The 19680-nt window shown below is 72.6% G+C and carries 20 protein-coding genes; 3 read left to right on the top strand and 17 right to left on the bottom strand.

Features of this window, described 5'->3' with window-relative positions:
* Window positions 1-129: 129 nt before the first annotated feature.
* The 4 genes from der to ACZ4VW_RS29725 all read right to left on the bottom strand — a co-directional run bounded on the left by der (window position 130) and on the right by ACZ4VW_RS29725 (window position 4216).
* Window positions 130-1578, bottom strand: a complete 1449-nt coding sequence (der, locus tag ACZ4VW_RS29710) for a ribosome biogenesis GTPase Der (protein ID WP_467967733.1) — start codon at window positions 1576-1578, stop codon at window positions 130-132.
* A gap of 60 nt (window positions 1579-1638) precedes the next feature.
* On the bottom strand, window positions 1639-2226 hold the full coding sequence (locus ACZ4VW_RS29715; RefSeq protein ID WP_467967797.1) for a lysophospholipid acyltransferase family protein: 588 nt from the start codon (window positions 2224-2226) through the stop codon (window positions 1639-1641).
* A 53-nt stretch (window positions 2227-2279) separates the two neighbouring features.
* Complete coding sequence (gene cmk / locus ACZ4VW_RS29720) at window positions 2280-2966, bottom strand: (d)CMP kinase (RefSeq protein WP_467967735.1); 687 nt, start codon at window positions 2964-2966, stop codon at window positions 2280-2282.
* Window positions 2967-3127: 161 nt separating this feature from the next.
* Window positions 3128-4216 carry a prephenate dehydrogenase gene (locus tag ACZ4VW_RS29725; RefSeq protein WP_467967738.1) on the bottom strand — a complete coding sequence of 363 codons (1089 nt, stop codon included), beginning with the start codon at window positions 4214-4216 and terminating at the stop codon, window positions 3128-3130.
* A gap of 225 nt (window positions 4217-4441) precedes the next feature.
* Here ACZ4VW_RS29725 and ACZ4VW_RS29730 point away from each other — a divergent pair, with 225 nt between their 5' ends.
* The 3 genes from ACZ4VW_RS29730 (at window position 4442) to ACZ4VW_RS29740 (ending at window position 6049) form a co-directional block, all read left to right on the top strand.
* Window positions 4442-4777: a DUF952 domain-containing protein gene (locus ACZ4VW_RS29730; RefSeq protein WP_467967740.1), complete on the top strand. Its 336-nt coding sequence runs from the start codon at window positions 4442-4444 to the stop codon at window positions 4775-4777.
* Window positions 4778-4845: 68 nt separating this feature from the next.
* A complete protein-coding gene (locus ACZ4VW_RS29735; RefSeq protein ID WP_467967742.1) occupies window positions 4846-5349 on the top strand; it encodes a Rieske (2Fe-2S) protein in 504 nt (167 codons plus the stop codon).
* A gap of 10 nt (window positions 5350-5359) precedes the next feature.
* The gene (locus tag ACZ4VW_RS29740; protein WP_467967744.1) at window positions 5360-6049 is read left to right on the top strand and encodes a nucleotidyltransferase domain-containing protein; all 690 of its coding nucleotides are present in this window, start codon (window positions 5360-5362) and stop codon (window positions 6047-6049) included.
* On the opposite strand, the gene ACZ4VW_RS29745 is transcribed toward ACZ4VW_RS29740, so the two are convergent.
* The 13 genes from ACZ4VW_RS29745 to ACZ4VW_RS29805 all read right to left on the bottom strand — a co-directional run bounded on the left by ACZ4VW_RS29745 (window position 6046) and on the right by ACZ4VW_RS29805 (window position 19641).
* Window positions 6046-6819: a nucleotidyltransferase domain-containing protein gene (locus tag ACZ4VW_RS29745; RefSeq protein WP_467967746.1), complete on the bottom strand. Its 774-nt coding sequence runs from the start codon at window positions 6817-6819 to the stop codon at window positions 6046-6048. The two genes, ACZ4VW_RS29740 and ACZ4VW_RS29745, sit on opposite strands and share 4 nt — an antisense overlap.
* A gap of 3 nt (window positions 6820-6822) precedes the next feature.
* On the bottom strand, window positions 6823-7827 hold the full coding sequence (locus ACZ4VW_RS29750; RefSeq protein ID WP_467967747.1) for an ADP-ribosylglycohydrolase family protein: 1005 nt from the start codon (window positions 7825-7827) through the stop codon (window positions 6823-6825).
* The gene (locus tag ACZ4VW_RS29755; RefSeq protein WP_467967749.1) at window positions 7824-8570 is read right to left on the bottom strand and encodes an NUDIX hydrolase; all 747 of its coding nucleotides are present in this window, start codon (window positions 8568-8570) and stop codon (window positions 7824-7826) included. The genes ACZ4VW_RS29750 and ACZ4VW_RS29755 overlap by 4 nt, the downstream gene beginning before the upstream one ends.
* Window positions 8567-9646: an AAA family ATPase gene (locus ACZ4VW_RS29760; protein WP_467967751.1), complete on the bottom strand. Its 1080-nt coding sequence runs from the start codon at window positions 9644-9646 to the stop codon at window positions 8567-8569. The genes ACZ4VW_RS29755 and ACZ4VW_RS29760 overlap by 4 nt, the downstream gene beginning before the upstream one ends.
* Window positions 9643-10296 carry a nicotinamide riboside transporter PnuC gene (gene pnuC / locus ACZ4VW_RS29765; RefSeq protein ID WP_467967753.1) on the bottom strand — a complete coding sequence of 218 codons (654 nt, stop codon included), beginning with the start codon at window positions 10294-10296 and terminating at the stop codon, window positions 9643-9645. Before pnuC ends, ACZ4VW_RS29760 begins: the two co-directional genes overlap by 4 nt.
* A 134-nt stretch (window positions 10297-10430) precedes the next feature.
* Window positions 10431-11660 carry a pseudouridine synthase gene (locus ACZ4VW_RS29770; protein ID WP_467967755.1) on the bottom strand — a complete coding sequence of 410 codons (1230 nt, stop codon included), beginning with the start codon at window positions 11658-11660 and terminating at the stop codon, window positions 10431-10433.
* A complete protein-coding gene (gene scpB / locus ACZ4VW_RS29775) occupies window positions 11660-12238 on the bottom strand; it encodes an SMC-Scp complex subunit ScpB (RefSeq protein WP_467967799.1) in 579 nt (192 codons plus the stop codon). Before scpB ends, ACZ4VW_RS29770 begins: the two co-directional genes overlap by 1 nt.
* A gap of 32 nt (window positions 12239-12270) precedes the next feature.
* A complete protein-coding gene (locus ACZ4VW_RS29780; protein ID WP_467967756.1) occupies window positions 12271-13536 on the bottom strand; it encodes a segregation and condensation protein A in 1266 nt (421 codons plus the stop codon).
* A gap of 45 nt (window positions 13537-13581) precedes the next feature.
* Window positions 13582-14067, bottom strand: coding sequence for a hypothetical protein (locus ACZ4VW_RS29785; protein ID WP_467967758.1), 486 nt, complete (start codon window positions 14065-14067; stop codon window positions 13582-13584).
* Window positions 14052-15095 carry a ParA family protein gene (locus ACZ4VW_RS29790; RefSeq protein WP_229818740.1) on the bottom strand — a complete coding sequence of 348 codons (1044 nt, stop codon included), beginning with the start codon at window positions 15093-15095 and terminating at the stop codon, window positions 14052-14054. The genes ACZ4VW_RS29785 and ACZ4VW_RS29790 overlap by 16 nt, the downstream gene beginning before the upstream one ends.
* A 440-nt stretch (window positions 15096-15535) precedes the next feature.
* Window positions 15536-16651: an alanine dehydrogenase gene (gene ald / locus ACZ4VW_RS29795; RefSeq protein ID WP_467967760.1), complete on the bottom strand. Its 1116-nt coding sequence runs from the start codon at window positions 16649-16651 to the stop codon at window positions 15536-15538.
* A gap of 147 nt (window positions 16652-16798) precedes the next feature.
* Entirely contained in the window at window positions 16799-18784 is a 1986-nt protein-coding gene (locus tag ACZ4VW_RS29800; protein ID WP_467967762.1) for a tetratricopeptide repeat protein, read from the bottom strand.
* Between the two features lie 230 nt (window positions 18785-19014).
* Window positions 19015-19641 (bottom strand): NUDIX domain-containing protein, encoded by a 627-nt coding sequence (locus ACZ4VW_RS29805; protein WP_467967764.1) that lies wholly within the window; start codon window positions 19639-19641, stop codon window positions 19015-19017.
* Window positions 19642-19680: the final 39 nt, after the last annotated feature.

Raw genomic sequence — 19680 nt, forward strand, 5'->3', positions numbered from 1 at the left:
GGAGGGGGGGGGGGGGGGGGGGGGGGTGGGGGGGGGGGGGGGGGGGGGGGGGGGGGGGTGGGGGGGGGGGGGGGGGGCCCCCCCCCCCCCCCCCTCCGCCGTTCTCGTACGACCGTTCTCGTCGCGCGACTACTTCTTGCGGCCGCGCTTCTCGCGGACGCGGACCGAGATGTGGATCGGGGTGCCCTCGAAGCCGAACTCCTCGCGCAGCCGGCGCTCGACGAAGCGGCGGTAGCCGGCCTCCAGGAAGCCGGAGGCGAAGAGGACGAAGCGCGGCGGCTTGGTGCCCGCCTGCGTACCGAAGAGGATGCGGGGCTGCTTGCCGCCGCGGATCGGGTGCGGGTGGGCGGCGACCAGCTCGCCGAGGAAGGCGTTCAGCCGGCCGGTGGGGACGCGGGTCTCCCAGCCGGCGAGCGCGGTCTCGATGGCCGGGACGAGCTTGTCCATGTGGCGGCCGGTCTTGGCGGAGACGTTGACGCGGGGCGCCCAGGCGACCTGCTGCATCTCGGTCTCGATCTCGCGCTCCAGGTAGTAGCGCCGCTCCTCGTCGAGCTCGTCCCACTTGTTGTACGCGATGACGAGGGCACGGCCCGACTCGACCGCCATGGTGATGATGCGCTGGTCCTGGACCGAGATGTTGTCGGTGGTGTCGATCAGGACGACGGCGACCTCGGCCTTCTCGACCGCGGCGGCGGTGCGCAGGGAGGCGTAGTAGTCGGCGCCCTCCTGGAGGTGGACCTTCTTGCGGATACCGGCGGTGTCCACGAACTTCCAGGTCTTGCCGCCGAGCTCGATCAGCTCGTCGACCGGGTCGCGGGTCGTGCCGGCCATCTCGTTGACGACCACGCGGTCCTCGTTGGCGACCTTGTTCAGGAGCGAGGACTTGCCGACGTTCGGACGCCCGATGAGGGCGATGCGGCGGGGGCCGCCGATGGCGTTGCCGAAGGTCTGTGCCGGGGCCTCCGGCAGGGCCTCCAGGACGGCGTCGAGCATGTCGCCCGTACCACGGCCGTGCAGCGAGGACACGGGGTACGGCTCGCCCAGGCCCAGCGACCACAGGGCGGTGGCGTCGGCCTCGCCGGAGGGGCCGTCCACCTTGTTGGCGCAGAGCACGACGGGCTTGCCGGCGCGGCGCAGCAGCTTGACGACGGCCTCGTCGGTGTCGGTGGCGCCGACGGTGGCGTCCACGACGAAGACACAGGCGTCGGCCGCCTCGATGGCGTACTCGGCCTGGGCGGCGACGGAGGCGTCGATGCCGAGGACGTCCTGCTCCCAGCCGCCGGTGTCGACGACCTTGAAGCGGCGGCCGGCCCACTCGGCCTCGTACGTGACGCGGTCGCGGGTGACGCCGGGCTTGTCCTCGACGACGGCCTCGCGACGGCCGATGATCCGGTTCACCAGGGTCGACTTGCCGACGTTCGGGCGGCCGACGACGGCGAGGACGGGGAGCGGGCCGTGCCCGGCCTCCTCGATCGCGCCCTCGACCTCCTCGACGTCGAAGCCCTCTTCCGCGGCGAGCTCCATGAACTCCGCGTACTCGGCGTCGCCAAGTGCCCCGTGGTCGTGCTGGTCGTTCATGAAGTCCGTTCCTTGATCATTCGTGGTCGGTGGGTGCGAACCCACTACTCAGAGTCTCACTCAGCGCCCGGTGAGGCGCCTGGCGTTTTTCAGGTGGGCGGTGAGCCGCTCCTGAATCCGTACGGTGGCGTCGTCCAGCGCCTTGCGGGTGCGGCGGCCGCTGCCGTCGCCGGCCTCGAAGGCGTCGCCGAAGACGACGTCGACGCGGCTGCGCAGCGGGGGCAGCGCCTTGACCAGCCGTCCGGGGCTGTCGGAGCCCCCCAGGACGGCGACGGGCACGATCGGCGCGCCGCTGCGGACGGCGAAGTAGGCGAGGCCGGCGCGCAGGGAGGCGAAGTCGCCCTCGCCGCGGGTGCCCTCCGGGAAGATCCCGAGGACGCCGCCGTGCTCCAGGACCGCCAGGGCGTTGCCGATGGCGTTCCGGTCCGTGCTCTCGCGGTCCACCTTGACCTGCCCGATGCCCTCCAGGAAGGGCCCGAGGGGCCCGACGAAGGCTTCCTTCTTGATCAGGAAGTGCACGGGGCGGGGGGCGGTGCCCATGAGCATGGGGCCGTCGATGATGTGCGCGTGGTTGACGGCGAGGATGACGGGGCCGGCGGACGGCACGCGCCAGGCGCCGAGGACGCGCGGCTTCCACAGGCCGTACATCAGTCCGACGCCGATGCCGCGCCCGACGGCGGCGCCCTTCCGGGAGGGCTGGGTCACTGGGTGGCCGCCCTCTTCTCCTCCACCAGGGTCACGACGCACTCGATGACCTGGTCCAGGGTGAGGTCGGTGGTGTCGACCTCGACGGCGTCGTCGGCCTTGGCGAGCGGGGAGGTCTTACGGCTGGAGTCGGCCGCGTCCCGCTTGATCAGGGCCTGCCGGGTGGCGGCCACGTCGGCGCCCTTGAGTTCGCCGGAGCGGCGGGCGGCGCGGGCCTCGGGGGACGCGGTGAGGAAGATCTTCAGGTCGGCGTCCGGCAGGACCGTGGTGCCGATGTCGCGCCCCTCGACGACGATGCCGCCCTCGGCGCTCTTGGCGATGGTCCGCTGGAGCTCGGTGATCAGGGTCCGCACCTCGGGGACGGCGCTGACGGCGCTGACCTTGGAGGTGACCTCCTCGGTACGGATGGGCCCGGCGGCGTCGGCCCCGTCGACGGTGATCGTCGGGCGGGCCGGGTCGGTGCCGGAGACGATGACGGGCTTGGCGGCCGCGTTGGCGACGGCCTCCGCGTCGTCGACGTCCACGCCGTTGCTGATCATCCACCAGGTGATCGCCCGGTACTGCGCGCCGGTGTCCAGGTAGCTCAGCCCCAGCTTGGCGGCGACCGCCTTCGAGGTGCTCGACTTGCCCGTGCCGGAGGGCCCGTCGATGGCGACGATCACGGTTTCCACGGTGGGGAACACCTTCCTGGGGTGAGCGGTGCGGCCTCGCGGACGTGCGCGGCCTACACAAGGTTACCGAGTCCCGGCCACCCATCTGGCCGAGCGGGCTCCCCGCGCCCGGAACGGGCACCGCCACCGTGGCGCGCGTCCGCCCGTTCAGGCGGCTCGGCGGAGCCGTCAGCTCACCCCGCCCTGAGCGCCCAGCCCCGTTCCTCGAGCGCGGCGCCGAGCACCGGCGCGGCCGAGGGCTCCACCATCAGCTGCACGAGACCGGCCTGCTGGCCCGTCGCGTGCTCGATGCGGACGTCCTCGATGTTGACGCCCGCCCGGCCCGCGTCCGCGAAGATGCGGGCGAGCTCGCCGGGCTGGTCGCTGATGAGGACGGCGACGGTCTCGTACTGCGCCGGCGCCGCGCCGTGCTTGCCCGGAACCCGGGCGCGGCCGGCGTTGCCGCGGCGCAGGACGTCCTCGACGCCGCTGGTGCCCTCCCGCCGCTTCTCCTCGTCCGTGGACTGCAGGGAGCGCAGGGCCCGGACGGTCTCGTCGAGGTCGGCGGCGACGCCGGCGAGGACGTCGGCGACCGGCCCGGGGTTCGCCGTGAGGATCTCGACCCACATGCGGGGGTCGGAGGCCGCGATGCGGGTGACGTCGCGGATGCCCTGTCCGCACAGCCGTACGGCCGTCTCGTCCGCCTCCTCCAGGCGCGCGGCGACCATGGACGAGACCAGCTGCGGGGTGTGCGAGACGAGCGCGACGGCGCGGTCGTGCGCGTCCGCGTCCATGACGACCGGGACGGCGCGGCAGAGCGCGACCAGCTCCAGGGCCAGGTTCAGCACCTCGGTGTCGGTGTCGCGGCCGGGCGTGAGCACCCACGGCCGCCCCTCGAAGAGGTCGGCGGTCGCGGCCAGCGGGCCGGAGCGCTCCTTGCCCGACATGGGGTGCGTGCCGATGTACGCGGTGAGGTCGAGGCCCAGCTCCTCCAGCTCGCGCTTCGGGCCGCCCTTGACGCTCGCCACGTCGAGGTAGCCGCGGGCGAGCCCGTCGCGCATCGCCGTGGCGAGGGTGGTCGCCACGTGGGCCGGGGGCACGGCGACGATCGCGAGGTCGACGGGCCCCTCGGGCGCCTCGTCCGTACCGGCGCCGAGCGCCGCCGCCGTACGGGCGCGGGCGGGGTCGTGGTCGCGGAGGTGGACGGTGACGCCCCGTCCGGCGAGGGCGAGCGCCGCGGAGGTGCCGATGAGGCCGGTGCCGATGACGAGCGCGGTTCTCATCGGACGGGCTCCTTGACCTGCTGGTGCATGTGTCCGACCTCGTCCCTTTCCGGCCGGACGGCGTTCCGGACCGCTCGTACCGCCACGTGGTGCTCCCTGCCTGACCCGATCTGTGCTCCGACCAGCCTAGTCAGGGGCTCGGGCGCTCCGCCCGGGCGACCGCCCTCCGAGACGGGCCTGCCGTGGCGCGGCCGGCCCGGGAGGGCTCGCGGTACAACTGTCGGCATGCTTCTCCATGTCGTACCGCTGGACGAATGGTCCGCCGGCCCCGAGCTGCCCTACGCGCCGCCGTCGCTGGCCTCCGAGGGCTTCGTGCACTGCTCGCCGGACGAGTCGGCGGCGCTGACCGTCGCCGACGCGCACTACCGCGGCGTCCACGGCCCGCTCCTGGTGCTCGTCCTGGACGAGACCCGGCTGAGCGCCGAGGTCCGCTGGGAGGGGTCGGAGGACGCGCTGTTCCCGCATGTGTACGGACCGATCGAGCGGGCGGCCGTCACGGCCGTCCTGGAGGTACGCAGGGACGCGGACGGCCGTGCGAGGGAGCTGACCCCCTGGGTCTAGGGGCCGCAACACCCCGCTAGGGCGTGTTGCGGCCCCAGCGGGGGGAGCGCCCCAGCAAGCTGTACGGCATGACACCACAAGCCTCGCCCCGCCGTACCGTGCTGCTGGCCGGTGCGGGTTCCGTCGCCGCACTCGCCACCGGCTGCGGGTCGGACGGCGACGACGGCGGCACGACCTCGCCGACGACCTCACCGCCGGCCTCTCCGACGGCCGATGCGACGACGGAGTCACCGACGGAACCGACGTCCGGGGCGACGTCCGGGCCGGCCTCCTCCGCGCCCGGCGGGAAGGCCCTCGCCAAGACCACGGGGATCCCGGTCGGCGGTGGCACGGTCTTCAAGGAGGAGAAGGTCGTCGTCACCCAGCCGACGGCCGGTGAGTTCAAGGCGTTCTCCGCGATCTGCACCCACCAGGGCTGCACCGTCGGCAAGGTCGAGAACGGCACGATCGACTGCCCCTGTCACGGCTCCAGGTTCCGTATCGCGGACGGCTCGGTCGCCGCGGGCCCGGCGACGCGGCCGCTCCCGGCCGAGCAGATCACCGTATCGGGAGACACCATCACCCTCGCGTAATCTGTCGCGCATGACTTCGACGGACCTGGTGCGCGACCACACGATCTACTCCTGCGTCATGGGGTCGCGCGCTTTCGGTCTGGACACCGAGGGCAGTGACACCGACCGGCGGGGCGTCTTCCTCGCCCCGACCCCCCTCTTCTGGCACTTCGACAAGCCGCCGGCGCATGTCGAGGGGCCGGGCGAGGAGCAGTTCAGCTGGGAGCTGGAACGCTTCTGCGAACTGGCGCTGCGCGCCAACCCCAACGTCCTGGAGTGCCTGCACTCCCCCGTGGTCGAGCACATCGACGACACCGGCCGTGAACTCGTCGCGCTGCGCGAGGCGTTCCTCTCCCGCCGGGCCCACCAGACCTTCGTGCGGTACGCCGGCGGCCAGCGCAGGAAGCTCGACGCGGACGTCCGCCAGTACGGGGAGCCGCGCTGGAAGCACGCCATGCACCTGCTGCGCCTGCTCATGAGCTGCCGCGACCTGCTGCGGACCGGCGAGCTGACGATCCACGTCGGCGACGAGCGGGAACGCCTCCTCGCCGTGAAGCGCGGCGAGGTCGCCTGGCACGAGGTGGAGTCCTGGATGGACCGCCTCACCGAGGAGGCGGACGCGGCGGCCGGCGGCTCGCCCCTCCCCTCCGACCCTGACCACGGCCGCGTCCAGGACTTCCTGGTCCGCGCCCGCCGCGCCTCGGCCCTGAGCGCGCTCTAGAACACCTCGGACGTTCTCTCGAGGCGGGTCCGCACGACGAAGTCGTGCAGGGCGTCGTGCGCCCTGGGGGCGTCCCCGAGCGCCGAGGCGGCCTGCGCCGCGTCCAGCACGCCGTGGAGCGCCTCCACGTCACGGCGGACGCGCACAAGGTCGACCTCCGCGGGCCCGTGCTCGGCCGCCGCCTTCGCGGCGATCAGCTCCGGGACGTACGCGGGCGCCTCGGCCACCTCCCCGACCAGCGTGGGCAGATGTGCCTGGACCTCGCCCGCCCGCATGAGGTGGATCCCGGTGAGCAGCGCGCGGAGGGTGTAGAGCAGCGGCTTCAGCTCCTGGGACTTCTCGAACAGCCGCCACTGCGTCGCGGCGAACCCACGGTAGTGAGACGCGTGGTGGCTGGTGAGCACATGCGGCGCCAAGGCGACCAGCTCGGCATGGGCCTCGGAGGTGTGCGCCACCAACGGGGACAGCAGCTGCTCCAGTACGTAACCGTTGCGGCGCAGCATCAGCCGGACGAACTTCCGCAGGTCGTGCGTGACGAGGTCCATCTCCACGCCGTCCCGGTCCCACATCCGGGACCGGGTCTCCTCGGGTTCACGCAGCCCGATCAGCCCCTCCACCGGCAGGAGGTGCGCACCGCGCAGGTCCACGTCCGAGTCACGGGACGGAAATCCGTACAGATGCGCCCCCGAGACGGTGGCGAAGACCAGGGGGTCGGGCTGTTCCGCCACCACGGCGGAGAGGTCGACTTCGGGTACGAGAGCTACGGTCATGGATCAAGCGTCCCAGAGCGCCCCGAGCGCCAACAGCTCGTCCCGGTGCTCGATCCGCTCGACCCATTCCTTCGGCCATGCGCCGGCGCCCAGGTGGGCGCCCGCGAAAGCGCCCGCCAGGCAGGCGATCGAGTCCGAGTCGCCGCGGGTGCAGGCGGCGCGGCGGAGGGCCGTGAGCGGGTCCTCGGGGAAGAGCAGGAAGCTGAGGAGTCCGGTGGCCAGGGCCTCTTCGGCGATCCAGCCGTCGCCGGTGTACGTGCAGGGGTCCAGCTCGGGGTCGGCGGTGCGCTGGACGGCGTCGAGCCTTTCGAGCACCGCCAGGCACTCGTCCCAGCCGCGCTCGATGAAGTGCCGGGCCGAGGGGTCCTGGGAGCGGGTCCACAGGTCTCCGAGCCAGGCGTCGCGGTAGACGGAGCGGCTCTCGTAGGCGTACGAGCGCAGGTGTCCGACGAGCCCCGTCGGGTCGACGCCCTGGGCCAGCAGGTACACCGCGCGGGCCGTCAGGTCGGAGGCGGCCAGCGCCGTCGGGTGCCCGTGGGTGAGGGCCGACTGCAGCTGCGCCGCGCCGGACCGCTGGTCCTCGCCCAGGCCCGGGACGAGCCCGAGGGGCGCGACGCGCATGTTGGCGCCGCAGCCCTTGGAGCCGATCTGGCTGGCGTCCTGCCAGGCCAGGTCGGTCATCAAGAGTCCGCACGCCATCAGGCACGTACGCCCCGGCGCCCGGTTGTTCTCCGGGGAGCGGTACCAGTCGACGAACTCCTCGCGGGTCGCCGCGGCGAACCGTTCGGGACCCGTGACACCCCGCTCCTGGCAGTCCCGGAGCGCCCGCGCCACAGCGAGGGTCATCTGCGTGTCGTCGGTGATCTTCGCCGGGTCGGGCAGCCCCATCTCGCGCCACGGTCCGTACCAGCTCAGGATCTTCGGCACGTCGATGAACTCCGTCGGGTAACCCAGCGCGTCTCCGAGCGCGAGCCCGACCATCGCCCCCGTGGCAGCCTGCTTCGTCATGTGGATCGTCCTTCCGGTCGCAGCAACGGCGGGTGGAGGGCCGTGGCCTCCCCCGCCCGGTAGAGAGCGGCCGGTTTCCCCCGTCCGCCGGTGAGACGCGGTGGTCCTTCCACGGCCCGGACGAAGCCGGGGGTGGCGAGGACCTTGCGCCTGAAGTTGGGGCGGTCGAGCTCGACGCCCCAGACGGTCTCGTACACCTGCCGCAGCTCGCCGAGCGTGAACTCGGGCGGGCAGAAGGCGGTGGCGAGACAGGTGTACTCGAGTTTGGCGCCGACCCGTTCGTGCGCGTCGGCGAGGATCCGGTCGTGGTCGAAGGCGAGGGGCCCGTACGTCCCCTGCGTCCCGTACGGCATCCACTGCGCCCGCGCCGCGTCGCCGCCGACGCGCGGTTCGGGAGGGTCCGGGACGAGGGCGGTGTACGCGACCGAGACGACCCGCATCCTCGGGTCGCGGTCCGGTTCGCTATATGTCCGCAGCTGTTCGAGGTGGAGTCCGGAAGCGGTGTCCTCGGACAGGCCGGTCTCCTCGGCCAGTTCGCGGCGGGCGGCCCGCTCGGCGGACTCCCGGGGCAGTACGAAGCCCCCGGGCAGCGCCCAGGCCCCCGCGTACGGCTCGTGGCCGCGCTCGACGAGGAGGACGTGCAGCCGCTCCGCGCGGAGGGTGAAGACGGCGAGGTCGACGGTGACGGCGAACGGCTCGAAGGCGGAGGGGTCGTAGCCCTCGGGCGCACGGGATCGGTTCATCGGCGCTCCGGGAGGGGGTCGGCGAGGTCCCAGCCCTCGGCGAGCAGCGCGTCCACGGCGGCGACGGCGGCCGCGAGCCGCTCCTCGTGCGGTCCGCTGAGGACGGCGGTCCGGCGGCCGGTGTGGGCGAGCTGGGTGAGGAAGCGGGCGGTCATCCAGGGCCGCAGGTGTTCCCCGTCGCGCAGCCCGTCGTCCTCGAAGTCGACGCCCCGGTGGTCGGTCAGCAGCCAGAGGTGCTGCCGGCCGCGGGCGGCGACCTCTCCGGTGGCGGGGCTGGTGGTGCCCATGTACCGCTCGTGCCAGATGGTGGTGGCGAAGGCGTCGGTGTCGCAGAAGAGCACGGGCGAGCCGGCGCGGGCGGCCTCCTCCTCCAGCTCGGCCTGGCGCAGGGCGATGAGCGGGAAGTCCTCGGAGCGGAAGGTGACGTCCTCCCAGGTGGCACCGGGGCGATCGGCGCGGAGTTCGGCGAGCTTGAGTTCGCTGAACTCCCGGCCGTACTCCGGTACGCAGCGGGTGCGGGCCCAGACGCCGCCCCGGCTCCGGTAGTGGTCGGCCAGGGCGCGGGCCATGGTGGTGGTGCCGGTCGACTCGGCGCCGAGGACGACCACCCGCCGGGTGAGCGCGGCCCGGACCGGCGGTTCCAGATGGTCCCAGTAGCCGGCGGGGTCCTTGCGGACGGCGGTGCCGGAGACGGGGAAGAGCGTGCGGCCGGGGTCGACGCACACGGATTCGGCCCCGAAGCGGCGGCCGAGTTCCTCGCCGTACGGCTCCGAGGTGAAGACGGCGTCGACCTGTTCGGGCACCGCGGCCCGGAAGACGGCCATGTGGGCGGCCCACACGTCGGGGTCCTGGAGGTCGACGGGGATGTCGTCGACGGCGCCGACGACCAGGACGTCGGGGTGGATCTCGCGCATCCAGTCGACGCGGTCCTCCAGGGACAGCGACTCCACGGCGGAGGCGCAGACGAGGACGGTGAGGCGCTCGCAGCGGTCGCGCGCGGTGCGGACGAGGTGGTGGTGTCCGGCGTGCGGCGGATAGAACTTGCCGAGGACCAGGCCGTGTCCGTAGCGCTTCATGCCGTCGCCTCCGCCGGGAGGACGCGCCGTGCGGTGAGGCCACGGCTCCAGCCGCGCAGGCCGAGGACGCAGAGCGTCATGAAGCCGACGTACAGCAGGGAGGTCAGGTACAGCTCCTTGTACGCGTACAGGGGCACGTACACGACGTCGGCGGCGATCCAGAGCCACCAGGACTCCAGCCGCTTCCGGCACTGGCCGTAGGTCGCCATCAGAGAGAGGGCGGTCGTCAGGGCGTCCCAGAAGGGGACGGTCGAGTCGGTGGCGCGGTCGAGCAGCAGGGTCAGCGCGAGGGTCCCCACCACCCCCGCCGTGAGCAGCCACGTCCACTCGGTGCGCGAGGTGCGGCGCACCGGGAGGGTGTCGGAGCCTGGTCCACCCCCGTGGGTCCAGGTCCACCAGCCGTACACGGCGAGGGTGATGAAGACGATCTGGAGGCCGGCGTCGGCGTACAGCCCCGCCTGCGTGAACAGCAGGATGAAGAAGAGGTTGTTCGCGATGCCGATCGGCCAGTTGGCGAGGTGCTGGCGGGCGACGAGCCAGACGCAGAGCGCGCCGCTCCCGAAGCCGAGCACCTCGGTCCAGCTGACCGGGGTGTCCAGCACGGTGAAGAGCGGCTGCTGCAGGGGTTCGATGATGTGCGCGAGGCTCACGCCCGCCTCCTTTAAGAGTCATCATGACTATAAAGCGCGGCGAGCTTCGGCCACAAGTGCGAACGCGGACGCGAGGAAGCCCGTGACCGCCGGGCGGCGGTCACGGGCTTCCTCGTCGTACGGACCCGAGGGGGCTACATGCCGACTTCCTTCATCAGCATGCCGACCTCGGTGTTGGTCAGCCGGCGCAGCCAGCCCGACTTCTGGTCACCGAGCGCGATCGGGCCGAAGGCGGTGCGGACCAGCTTCTCGACCGGGAAGCCCGCCTCGGCCAGCATCCGGCGCACGATGTGCTTGCGGCCCTCGTGCAGCGTGACCTCGACCAGGTAGTTCTTGCCGATCTGCTCGACGACCCGGAAGTGGTCGGCGCGGGCGTAGCCGTCCTCCAGCTGGATGCCCTCCTTGAGCACCTTCCCGACCTCGCGGGGCAGCGGGCCGGTGATGGCGGCCAGGTAGGTCTTCTTCACGCCGTACTTCGGGTGCGTGAGGCGGTGGGCCAGCTCACCGTGGTTGGTGAGGAGGATGATGCCCTCGGTCTCGGTGTCGAGCCGGCCGACGTGGAAGAGCCGGGTCTCACGGTTGGTGACGTAGTCACCCAGGCACTGGCGGCCGTCGGGGTCCTCCATCGTGGAGACGACGCCGGCCGGCTTGTTCAGCGCGAAGAAGAGGTACGACTGGGTCGCGACCGTCAGGCCGTCGACCTTGATCTCGTCCTTCTCCGGGTCGACGCGCTTGCCCTGCTCCAGGACGATCTCGCCGTTGACCTCGACACGGGCCTGCTCGATCAGCTCTTCGCACGCGCGGCGCGAGCCCATGCCGGCCCGGGCGAGCACCTTCTGCAGCCGCTCACCCTCCTGCTCCGCGCCGGGGAAGGTCTTGGGGGTCTTGATCTCCGGGCGGTCCGCGTACCGGTCGCGGTTGCGCTGCTCGATCTTGGCGTCGAGCTCGCGCGACCGGGCCGGGGCCTGCCGCTGCCCGTGCGGGCCACGACGGGGCGGGTTGCCCTGGGGCGTCTTGGGGCCGCCCTTGGCGCCACCGCGGGCCGCGGCGCCGCGGCCCTTCTTCGGGGCCTCGGGCGTGCCGCCGACGTCGTAGCGGCGCTCCTCGGGACGCGGGTTGCGCGGCCGACCGCCGCCGCCCTGCCTGTCGTCACGACCACCGCCGCCACCGGCGCCCCGGTAGCCGCCACCCTGCCTGTCGTCACGGCCACCGCCGCCACCGGCGCCACCGGCGCCCCGGTAGCCGCCACCGCCCGCGCTGCCGCCGCGGCCGCCGCTGCTGCTGCCGCTTCCGCGGCCGCCGCTGTTGCCACCACGGCTCCCGCCGTTGTTTCCGCTGCTGTTCCTGCCGCTGCTGCTTCGCATCAAAGTTCCGTCTTGTCGTCTGCGTCCTCGAAACCCGGTGCATCTGGTGCGTCCGGGTCGAACGACGGGACCCCTTCCAGCGTCTCCGCCTCGATCGCGTCCGCCTCGGGGAGGAAGGGCGCGAGCTCCGGGAGCTCGTCCAGGCCACGCAGGCCCATTCGCTCCAGGAAGTAGTTCGTCGTCCTGTACAGGATCGCACCTGTTTCGGGTTCCGCGCCCGCCTCCTCCACCAGACCGCGCTGGAGGAGGGTGCGCATGACCCCGTCGCAGTTCACTCCGCGCACCGCGGAGACCCTGGACCGGCTGACCGGCTGGCGGTACGCGACCACGGCGAGGGTCTCCAGGGCCGCCTGGGTGAGGCGGGCCTGCTGCCCGTCGAGGACGAACGCCTCGACGGCCGGGGCGTGCTCCGCGCGGCTGTAGAAACGCCAGCCACCGGCGACGAGGCGCAGCTCGAAACCACGGCCCTGGGCGGTGTACTCGTCGGCGAGCTCGCGCAGGGCGTCGCCGACCTCGCGCGGGGTCCGCTCCAGGACCTTGGCGAGATGGGCCTCGGTGGCCGGCTCGTCGACGACCATGAGGACGGCTTCGAGGGCGGGCTTGAGGTCGTTCACTCCGGGGCCTCCCTTTCTCGATCGAACTCGTCGGTGACGTGGACGTCACCGACGCCGGCGCCGGACCAGGTGACGGTGAGCTCGCCGAGGGCGTCCTCCTGGTCGAGGGCGACGGCCTTCTCGCGGTACAGCTCCAGGAGGGCGAGGAAGCGAGCCACGACGGTGAGGGTGTCGGGGGCGCCCTCGGCGAGCTCACGGAAGCTGACCGCTCCGCGCTCCTTGAGCAGGGCCACGACGACCAGGGCCTGTTCCCGGACGCTGACGAGCGGGGCGTGGATGTGATCGACGTACACCTGCGGCTTGGCCTTGGGCTGCATGGCCTTGACGGCGAGCTTGGCGAAGCCTTCGGCGCCGATGCTGATGACGACCTCGGGGAGCAGCTCGGCGTGGTGGGCCTCGAGGCCGACGGTCCGGGGGTACCGCCGCCCCTCGGTGTCCCAGCGCTCGGCGAGGATCTCGGCGATCTGCTTGTACGCGCGGTACTGCAGGAGCCGCGCGAAGAGCAGGTCGCGGGCCTCCAGGAGCGCGAGATCGGCCTCGTCCTCCACCTCGGCGGTGGGCAGCAGGCGGGCGGCCTTGAGGTCGAGCAGCGTGGCGGCGACGACGAGGAACTCGGTGGTCTGGTCGAGGTCCCAGTCGGGGCCCATGGCGCGGATGTGCGCCATGAACTCGTCGGTGACCTTGGAGAGGGCGACCTCGGTGACGTCGAGCTTGTGCTTCGAGATGAGCTGCAGCAGCAGGTCGAAGGGCCCCTCGAAGTTCGCGAGCCGCACGGTGAACCGCCCGTCGTCGGGCACGGGGGTGCCTTCGGCGCGTACGGGCACGGGGGCAGGGTCGTCGAAGGCGAGTCCGCCGCCCGCAGCCGCGGGTGCGCCGCCCGCGGGGCCGCTCGGGGCCGCGGGGCCGCTCGGGGCCGTGAGGGCGCTCGGGGCCGTGTCGTCCGTGCCCGGGCCGGGCTCAGCGGCGGGCGAGCCCTCGGGGGCGTTCTCCGGCACACCGGGACCGGGGCTGTCGGAGCCCTCGGTCGCCGGGGCCGCTATGGCCCGCGGGGCGGAGGCTTCCTCCTCCGCCGCCCCCGGCGTCCCGTCCGCCGGGGTATGGGGTGGACCGACGGGGCCCGCAGGGGCGTCGGCGGGCCGGGGCGGGCCGGGCGCGGCGGCCGGGGGCTCGGGCGGCGCGGCCCCCGCGGGCGTCGCCCCCGGGCCGCGGCCCAGGGCGCGGCGGCGGGCTGGGCGGGACGTTTCGTCGGGGGGCGGGGGCATCGGGGTCCAGGGAAGAGCGGGGACGCGGCAGCCCGCAGGCTATCGTCAGCGGCCGCGCAGGCGGCGCACGAGGATGCTCGCGTCGCCGCGGGACTCCAGGTCCGCGAGAACCACCGCGACCGCCTCGCGGACGATCCGCCCGCGGTCCACGGCGAGCCCGTGCTCGCCACGGAGCACGAGGCGCGCGTGCTCCAGGTCCATCAGCTCCTCGGCGGAGACGTAGACCGTGATCTTCTCGTCGTGCCGCTCGCGTCCGCTCGGGCGCCGGTTCGGGGACCTGCCGCGGCGGCGCTGCGGCGCGGGCTCCGCCGTGCGGGCCCTGGGCTCCCCCTGCTCCGCGGGCCCCGCCGCCGAGTGCTCCGCGGAGGCCGCGCCGGATCCCTCCGCCGCCTCCGTGTCGCTCTCGCCCGCCGGAGCCGGGACGCGGGCCGCGGCCGCCTCGCCCCTGCGGGGCGAGGAGGACTGCAGCGCCATCCCCCCGGTCGTACGGAACAGTTCGTCGGCGCCGGGCAGACTCACTCGGCGTGACACCGGGCGAGCACCTCCCTGGCGAGCTGGCGATAGGCGGCGGCACCCACCGAGTTCGACGCGTACGTGGTGATCGGCTCACCGGCGACCGTGGTCTCTGGGAAGCGGACGGTCCGGCCGATCACCGTGTGGTACACGTGGTCGTCGAACGCCTCCACGACGCGCGCGAGCACCTCGCGGCTGTGCACCGTCCGGGAGTCGTACATCGTGGCGAGGATGCCGTCGAGCTCCAGCTCGGGGTTGAGCCGCTCCTGGACCTTCTCGATCGTCTCCGTCAGCAGGGCCACACCGCGCAGCGCGAAGAACTCGCACTCCAGCGGCACGATGACCTTGTGAGCCGCCGTCAGGGCGTTCACGGTCAGCAGGCCGAGCGAGGGCTGACAGTCGATCACGATGTAGTCGTAGTCGTTCATCAGCGGCTTCAGGGCGCGCTGGAGCGTGGACTCGCGCGCGACCTCGCTGACCAACTGCACCTCGGCCGCAGACAAATCGATATTGCTGGGCAGCAGGTCCATGTTGGGCACGGCGGTCTTGAGCAGCACCTCGTCCGCCGACATGCCCCGCTCCATGAGCAGGTTGTAGACGGTGAGGTCGAGCTCCATCGGGTTCACACCGAGACCGACCGACAGGGCTCCCTGCGGGTCGAAGTCGACGAGCAGCACCCGCCGCCCGTACTCCGCGAGCGCGGCACCCAGGTTGATGGTCGACGTGGTCTTGCCGACGCCGCCCTTCTGGTTGCACATCGCGATGATCTTCGCGGGTCCGTGATCGGTCAGCGGGCCCGGGATCGGGAAGTACGGCAGGGGCCGTCCGGTGGGGCCGATCCGCTCGCGGCGCTGCCGGGCAGCGTCGGGTGCGAGGGTGGCCGCGTACTCCGGGTCGGGCTCGTACTCGGCGTCGGGGTCGTAGAAGTGCCCCTCGGGCACCTCGTCGTAGGCGGCGAAGTGGGTGGACTCTCGGCCACTCTCGTTGCCGGCCGTGGCGTTCACGTGTAGGCCGTCCATCATCTTCATCGTGTGGGCTGTCGTCATGGGCTGAGGCGTCGCGTGGGTCGCGAAGGTGCGGACAGCGACGGAGCCGACAGGGATTCCTGGCTGTCCGCCCCCGGGAGTAAATGTCGACTCATTCACAAGTCGTCTTACCTCCTTGGTTGTGACCAGGAACATTTATCGATAGGTCAGCGTGGCACCATGCCGACGGTTGGCGACTCTATGGCGTGTCACCGGTCCGCAGCAACACAATCCGCCGGACCCGGCCCGATGTGTCGGCAACCGAACACCCCTCTGTCAAGGGTGCGCAGGCATGCATCCGCACGTTTCAGGGGTGTGCGAAACGGTTAAAGGGTTACGTTCGAGGCGAGTTGAACATGGCCCGTCACGTGGCCGGAAGCACATCCGGCCGGACCTTGGTGCACAAGGTCCGGCCGGATGTGTGAGGTTGACGGCGCGCGTTGACGCGCCGTCCAAGAGCGTCAGCCCAGGAGGCTGCTCAGCTCGACGTGCGGGAGGTCGTGCGCCTCGGCGACTTCCTTGTAAACGACCTTGCCGTCATGGGTGTTGAGGCCCAGGGCGAGCGCGGAGTCGCGGCGCAGCGCCTCGACCCAGCCGTTGTTCGCCAGCGACACGATGTAGGGCAGCGTGGCGTTGGTGAGGGCATACGTGGAGGTGTTCGGCACCGCGCCCGGCATGTTGGCGACGCAGTAGAAGACCGAGTTGTGGACCTGGAAGGTCGGCTCGGCGTGGGTGGTCGGGTGGGAGTCCTCGAAGCAGCCGCCCTGGTCGATCGCAATGTCGACAAGGACACTTCCGGGCTTCATCTTGGCGACGAGCTCGTTGGTGACCAGCTTCGGGGCCTTGGCGCCCGGGATGAGGACGGCGCCGATGACGAGGTCGGCCTCGATGACGGCCTTCTCCAGCTCGAAGGCGTTGGAGACGATCGTCTTCACCTTGGTGCCGAAGATCTTGTCGGCCTCGCGGAGCTTGTTGATGTCACGGTCGAGCAGGGTCACGTGGAAGCCCATGCCGACGGCGATCTGGGTGGCGTTCCAGCCGGAGACGCCGCCACCGATCACGACGCACTCGCCGGCGTGGGTGCCGGGGACGCCGCCGGGGAGCACGCCGCGGCCGCCGACCGAGCGCATCAGGTGGTAGGCGCCGACCTGCGGGGCCAGCCGGCCCGCGACCTCGGACATCGGGGCGAGCAGCGGCAGCGCGCGGTTCGCGGTCTCGACGGTCTCGTACGCGATGGCGGTGGTGCCGGACTCCAGCAGGGCGTCCGTGCACTCGCGGGAGGCGGCGAGGTGCAGGTAGGTGAAGAGCGTCTGGTCCTTGCGGAGGCGGTGGTACTCCTCCGCGATCGGCTCCTTGACCTTCAGCAGGAGGTCAGCGGTGGCCCAGACCTCGTCGGCGGTGGCCAGGATCTCGGCGCCGGCGGAGACGTACTCCTCGTCCGTGATCGAGGAGCCGACACCGGCGTTCTGCTCGACGAAGACCTGGTGGCCGTTGCGGACGAGCTCGTGGACACCGGCGGGGGTGATGGCCACGCGGAACTCGTTGTTCTTGACCTCGCGGGGGATGCCGACCTTCATCGTCGATCACGGTCCTTGAATCAGGGGGATATCTGGGGGCAATGCGATACATACCCGGATGCGCTACGGCGCACCGGGGCAGACCGCGGTCGAACGCGGCGCACCCAGTCTAATGAAGGAGTTCTCCCTGTCTAGCCTTGCAAAGCATTAATCTTCGTCGGAAGCACTGCGGATTTCGTAGGCGGAGGAGGCGGTTCCCAGGAGTCTTTCGGCCGCGGACCGATGCAAACGGGCCGCGGCGGGGTCGCCGAGCCGGTCGAGGGTGTCGGCAAGCCGGAGCTGGAGCGCGGCCTGGAGCCGTACGTCCTGGGCCCGCCGGGCCCACTCGACCGCCTCCTCGCAGGTCCGCAGGGATTCCTCGGGCCGGCCGGCGTACTCCTGGACCCGGGCCGCCTCGCTCAACGCCCTTGCGTAGCCCGGCAGATCGCCGAGCCGGCGGTAGCCCGCGGCGGCGGCGCGCCAGTTCCGCAGGGCCTCGCCGTAGCGGCCCGCGTAGGTCTGCACCGCGCCGAGCCGTGCGTACAGCCGGGCCTGGTCGGCCCGCTCGTCGCGCGCGAGCCGCTGGGCGAGCGCGCGGCCGTACCAGTCGCCGGCCCGCTGCCAGTCCCCCAGCTCCTGGTAGGAACCCCCTACGGATTCCATCGCCCGGCCGATCGCGTACGGGTCGTTCGCGGCCCGTCCGGCGTCGAGCGCGGTCCGGTAACGGGCCAGGGCGTCCTGGGTGCGGCCGGTGCGGGCGTCGAGATCGGCGAGGTTCAGCAGGGCGGCGGCCCGTTCGCGGTGCAGTCCGCGCCGCTCGGCCACGTCCAGGACCAGCCGGTGCAGGCCGTAGAGATCCGGCGCCGCCGCCTCCGCGCCCCGGTGCGCCGTTTCGGCCCTGACCAGGGCGGCGACCAGCCGGCGGGCCAGGGTGTCGAGGTCGCCGTCGGCGACGGCGAGCCGTGCCGAGGCCAGCAGGACCGGCCGGCGGCCGGTCAGCCACTCGGCGGCGGCGGGCACGCTCGTGAAGCGCAGGGCCCGGGGCAGCCCGGCGAGCTTCTTGCGGGCGGAGGACCCCTCGGGTTCGGTGACCGCCCGGCAGGACTGGAGGAGCCGTACGGTCCGCTCCAGCATCCGGGCCCGGGCGAGCTGCACCTCGGCGGGCCGGTCGAGCTCCTCCATCTGCGCGCGCAGGAGGGGGACCAGGTGGCCCGGAACCTCGTACTGCCCGTCCCCCCGGTCCGTGACGAGACCGAGCGTCACGAAACCGGCCAGGGTGTTCGCGGCGGCCGAGACGGAGCAGCCGGCCAGGGCGGAGGCCGTGTGCGCGTCGGCTCGGCCGAGAGGGGCGAGGGAGAGGAATCGCAGGGTCTGGGCGGCCGGTGCGGCCAGCGACTCGTGGACCAGCTGGAACGCCCGGGAGAGCGGGTCGCCGGTGAGGGCGCGCAGCCGCTTGGCCAGGTCGGCGACGGAAGCCTTGGGACGGGCGGCGAGCCAGCCGCCGGCGAGGACGAGGGCGGCTGGCTGGCCGCCGCACTCCTCGGCGAGGGTCTCGGCGGCCTGCGGGTCGACCGTCACCCGGACCGAACCGGTGTAGGTGGTGAGCAGCTCGATCGAGGACTTGGGGTCGAGGCCGCCGAGGGTGCACGGGCGGACGTCGGGGATCCCGGTCAGGGGGCCCCGGGCCACGGCGACGACGAGGGCGTCGGGGTTGTCGGGGATCAGCGGGTCGACCTGCTCGGCGTCGACGGCGTCGTCGAGCACGAGGACGGTACGGCGTACGGCGAGGGCCTCGCGGACCAGCTCGGTCAGCTCGTCCTCACCGGCGCCGGGGGGTTCGGCGACCCCCAGGTCCTGGAGCAGACCCTGTGCGACGCGGCCGGTGGGGACCGGGTCGCCGCCCGGTTCGGTCAGCCGGGCGCGGAAGACGCCGTCGGGGTAGGCGTCGGCGAGGCCGGCGACGAGTTCTTCGGCGAGCGCCGTCCGCCCCGAGCCGGGCCGGCCCGCGACGAGCAGGACACGGGCGCGGGGGGCCTTGCGGCCGGCGAGGGTGTCGAGTCCGGTCCGTTCGATGTCGGCGCGCAGGGCTTTCAACTCCCGCTGCCGGCCGAAGAAGTTCCGTACTGCGCCCGCTGCCACCGCCTGATCCGTCACGGGCCACGCTCCCGTCCACCTGCGCACGAGCCGATCCCGCGGGGGGCTCCGCACGGGCGATCCCGAGCGTAGTTCAGGGCATGTGCCGGACCTGGCGGAGCAGGGCGGAGGGGTCCCCCGATCGGATCAGCAGATCTTCAGACCGGAGGGCTTTTCAGGGGACCCCGCCGTCCCGTGACGAAAGGGGCGGGCACCACCCGGCAGGGCGGACGCCCGCCACGGGGGTGGGGCTATGCCTCGAACGGGCGGGCCGGCCACGGGGCGTTCGCCGGGCGCAGGGCGTCGAGGCCCTCGGCCGCGCGGGCCGCCGTCAGCGAGAGCACGCCCACCACCAGGCAGTTGTTGTGCAGCTCACCCGCCAGCACACCCTTCAGGAGGTCCGCCACCGGCACGCGGGCCAGCTCCATGTCGGCCTCCTCGTCCGCGACCTCGAAGCGCTCGCCCTCCATGTCCGAGAGGTTCCGCGCGAGGAAGATCCGGACCGCCTCGTCGCAGCCACCGGGCGTCGTGTAGACGTCGGCGAGGACCCGCCAGTCCTCGGCCTTGACGTGCGCCTCCTCGTACAGCTCGCGCTGCGCCGCGCGCAGCGGGTTCTCCCCCGGCACGTCGAGGAGCCCCGCCGGGATCTCCCACAGCTTCTGCCGCACGGGGTGCCGGTACTGCTTGAGCAGCAGCACCTGGTCCTGGTCGTCGAGGGCGAGGACCGCCACCGAGCCGGGGTGGACCTGGTAGTCGCGGCGCGCGACCGTGCCGTCGGGCATGACCACGTCGTCCGTACGGACACTCGTCTTCGCTCCCTGGAAGGGGGTCGTCGTCGCGACGACCTGCCACTCCTCCGGGGTGTCCTGCAACTCCATCTGCGTCCTCCCACACGAACCACACACGAAAGCCGGGGT

It is taken from the genome of Streptomyces sp. NPDC029139, from assembly GCF_055564335.1.

Coding starts and splice junctions, on each gene's coding strand:
- ACZ4VW_RS29755 (WP_467967749.1), bottom strand. CDS start 8,570: ATGAACCGATCCCGTGCGCCCGAGGGCTACGACCCCTCCGCCTTCGAG.
- der (WP_467967733.1), bottom strand. CDS start 1,578: ATGAACGACCAGCACGACCACGGGGCACTTGGCGACGCCGAGTACGCG.
- ACZ4VW_RS29780 (WP_467967756.1), bottom strand. CDS start 13,536: ATGCCCCCGCCCCCCGACGAAACGTCCCGCCCAGCCCGCCGCCGCGCC.
- ACZ4VW_RS29725 (WP_467967738.1), bottom strand. CDS start 4,216: ATGAGAACCGCGCTCGTCATCGGCACCGGCCTCATCGGCACCTCCGCG.
- ACZ4VW_RS29715 (WP_467967797.1), bottom strand. CDS start 2,226: ATGTACGGCCTGTGGAAGCCGCGCGTCCTCGGCGCCTGGCGCGTGCCG.
- ACZ4VW_RS29805 (WP_467967764.1), bottom strand. CDS start 19,641: ATGGAGTTGCAGGACACCCCGGAGGAGTGGCAGGTCGTCGCGACGACG.
- ACZ4VW_RS29745 (WP_467967746.1), bottom strand. CDS start 6,819: ATGACCGTAGCTCTCGTACCCGAAGTCGACCTCTCCGCCGTGGTGGCG.
- ACZ4VW_RS29770 (WP_467967755.1), bottom strand. CDS start 11,660: ATGCGAAGCAGCAGCGGCAGGAACAGCAGCGGAAACAACGGCGGGAGC.
- ald (WP_467967760.1), bottom strand. CDS start 16,651: ATGAAGGTCGGCATCCCCCGCGAGGTCAAGAACAACGAGTTCCGCGTG.
- ACZ4VW_RS29730 (WP_467967740.1), top strand. CDS start 4,442: ATGCTTCTCCATGTCGTACCGCTGGACGAATGGTCCGCCGGCCCCGAG.
- ACZ4VW_RS29760 (WP_467967751.1), bottom strand. CDS start 9,646: ATGAAGCGCTACGGACACGGCCTGGTCCTCGGCAAGTTCTATCCGCCG.
- ACZ4VW_RS29735 (WP_467967742.1), top strand. CDS start 4,846: ATGACACCACAAGCCTCGCCCCGCCGTACCGTGCTGCTGGCCGGTGCG.
- ACZ4VW_RS29750 (WP_467967747.1), bottom strand. CDS start 7,827: ATGACGAAGCAGGCTGCCACGGGGGCGATGGTCGGGCTCGCGCTCGGA.
- ACZ4VW_RS29740 (WP_467967744.1), top strand. CDS start 5,360: ATGACTTCGACGGACCTGGTGCGCGACCACACGATCTACTCCTGCGTC.
- ACZ4VW_RS29790 (WP_229818740.1), bottom strand. CDS start 15,095: ATGACGACAGCCCACACGATGAAGATGATGGACGGCCTACACGTGAAC.
- scpB (WP_467967799.1), bottom strand. CDS start 12,238: ATGGTCGTCGACGAGCCGGCCACCGAGGCCCATCTCGCCAAGGTCCTG.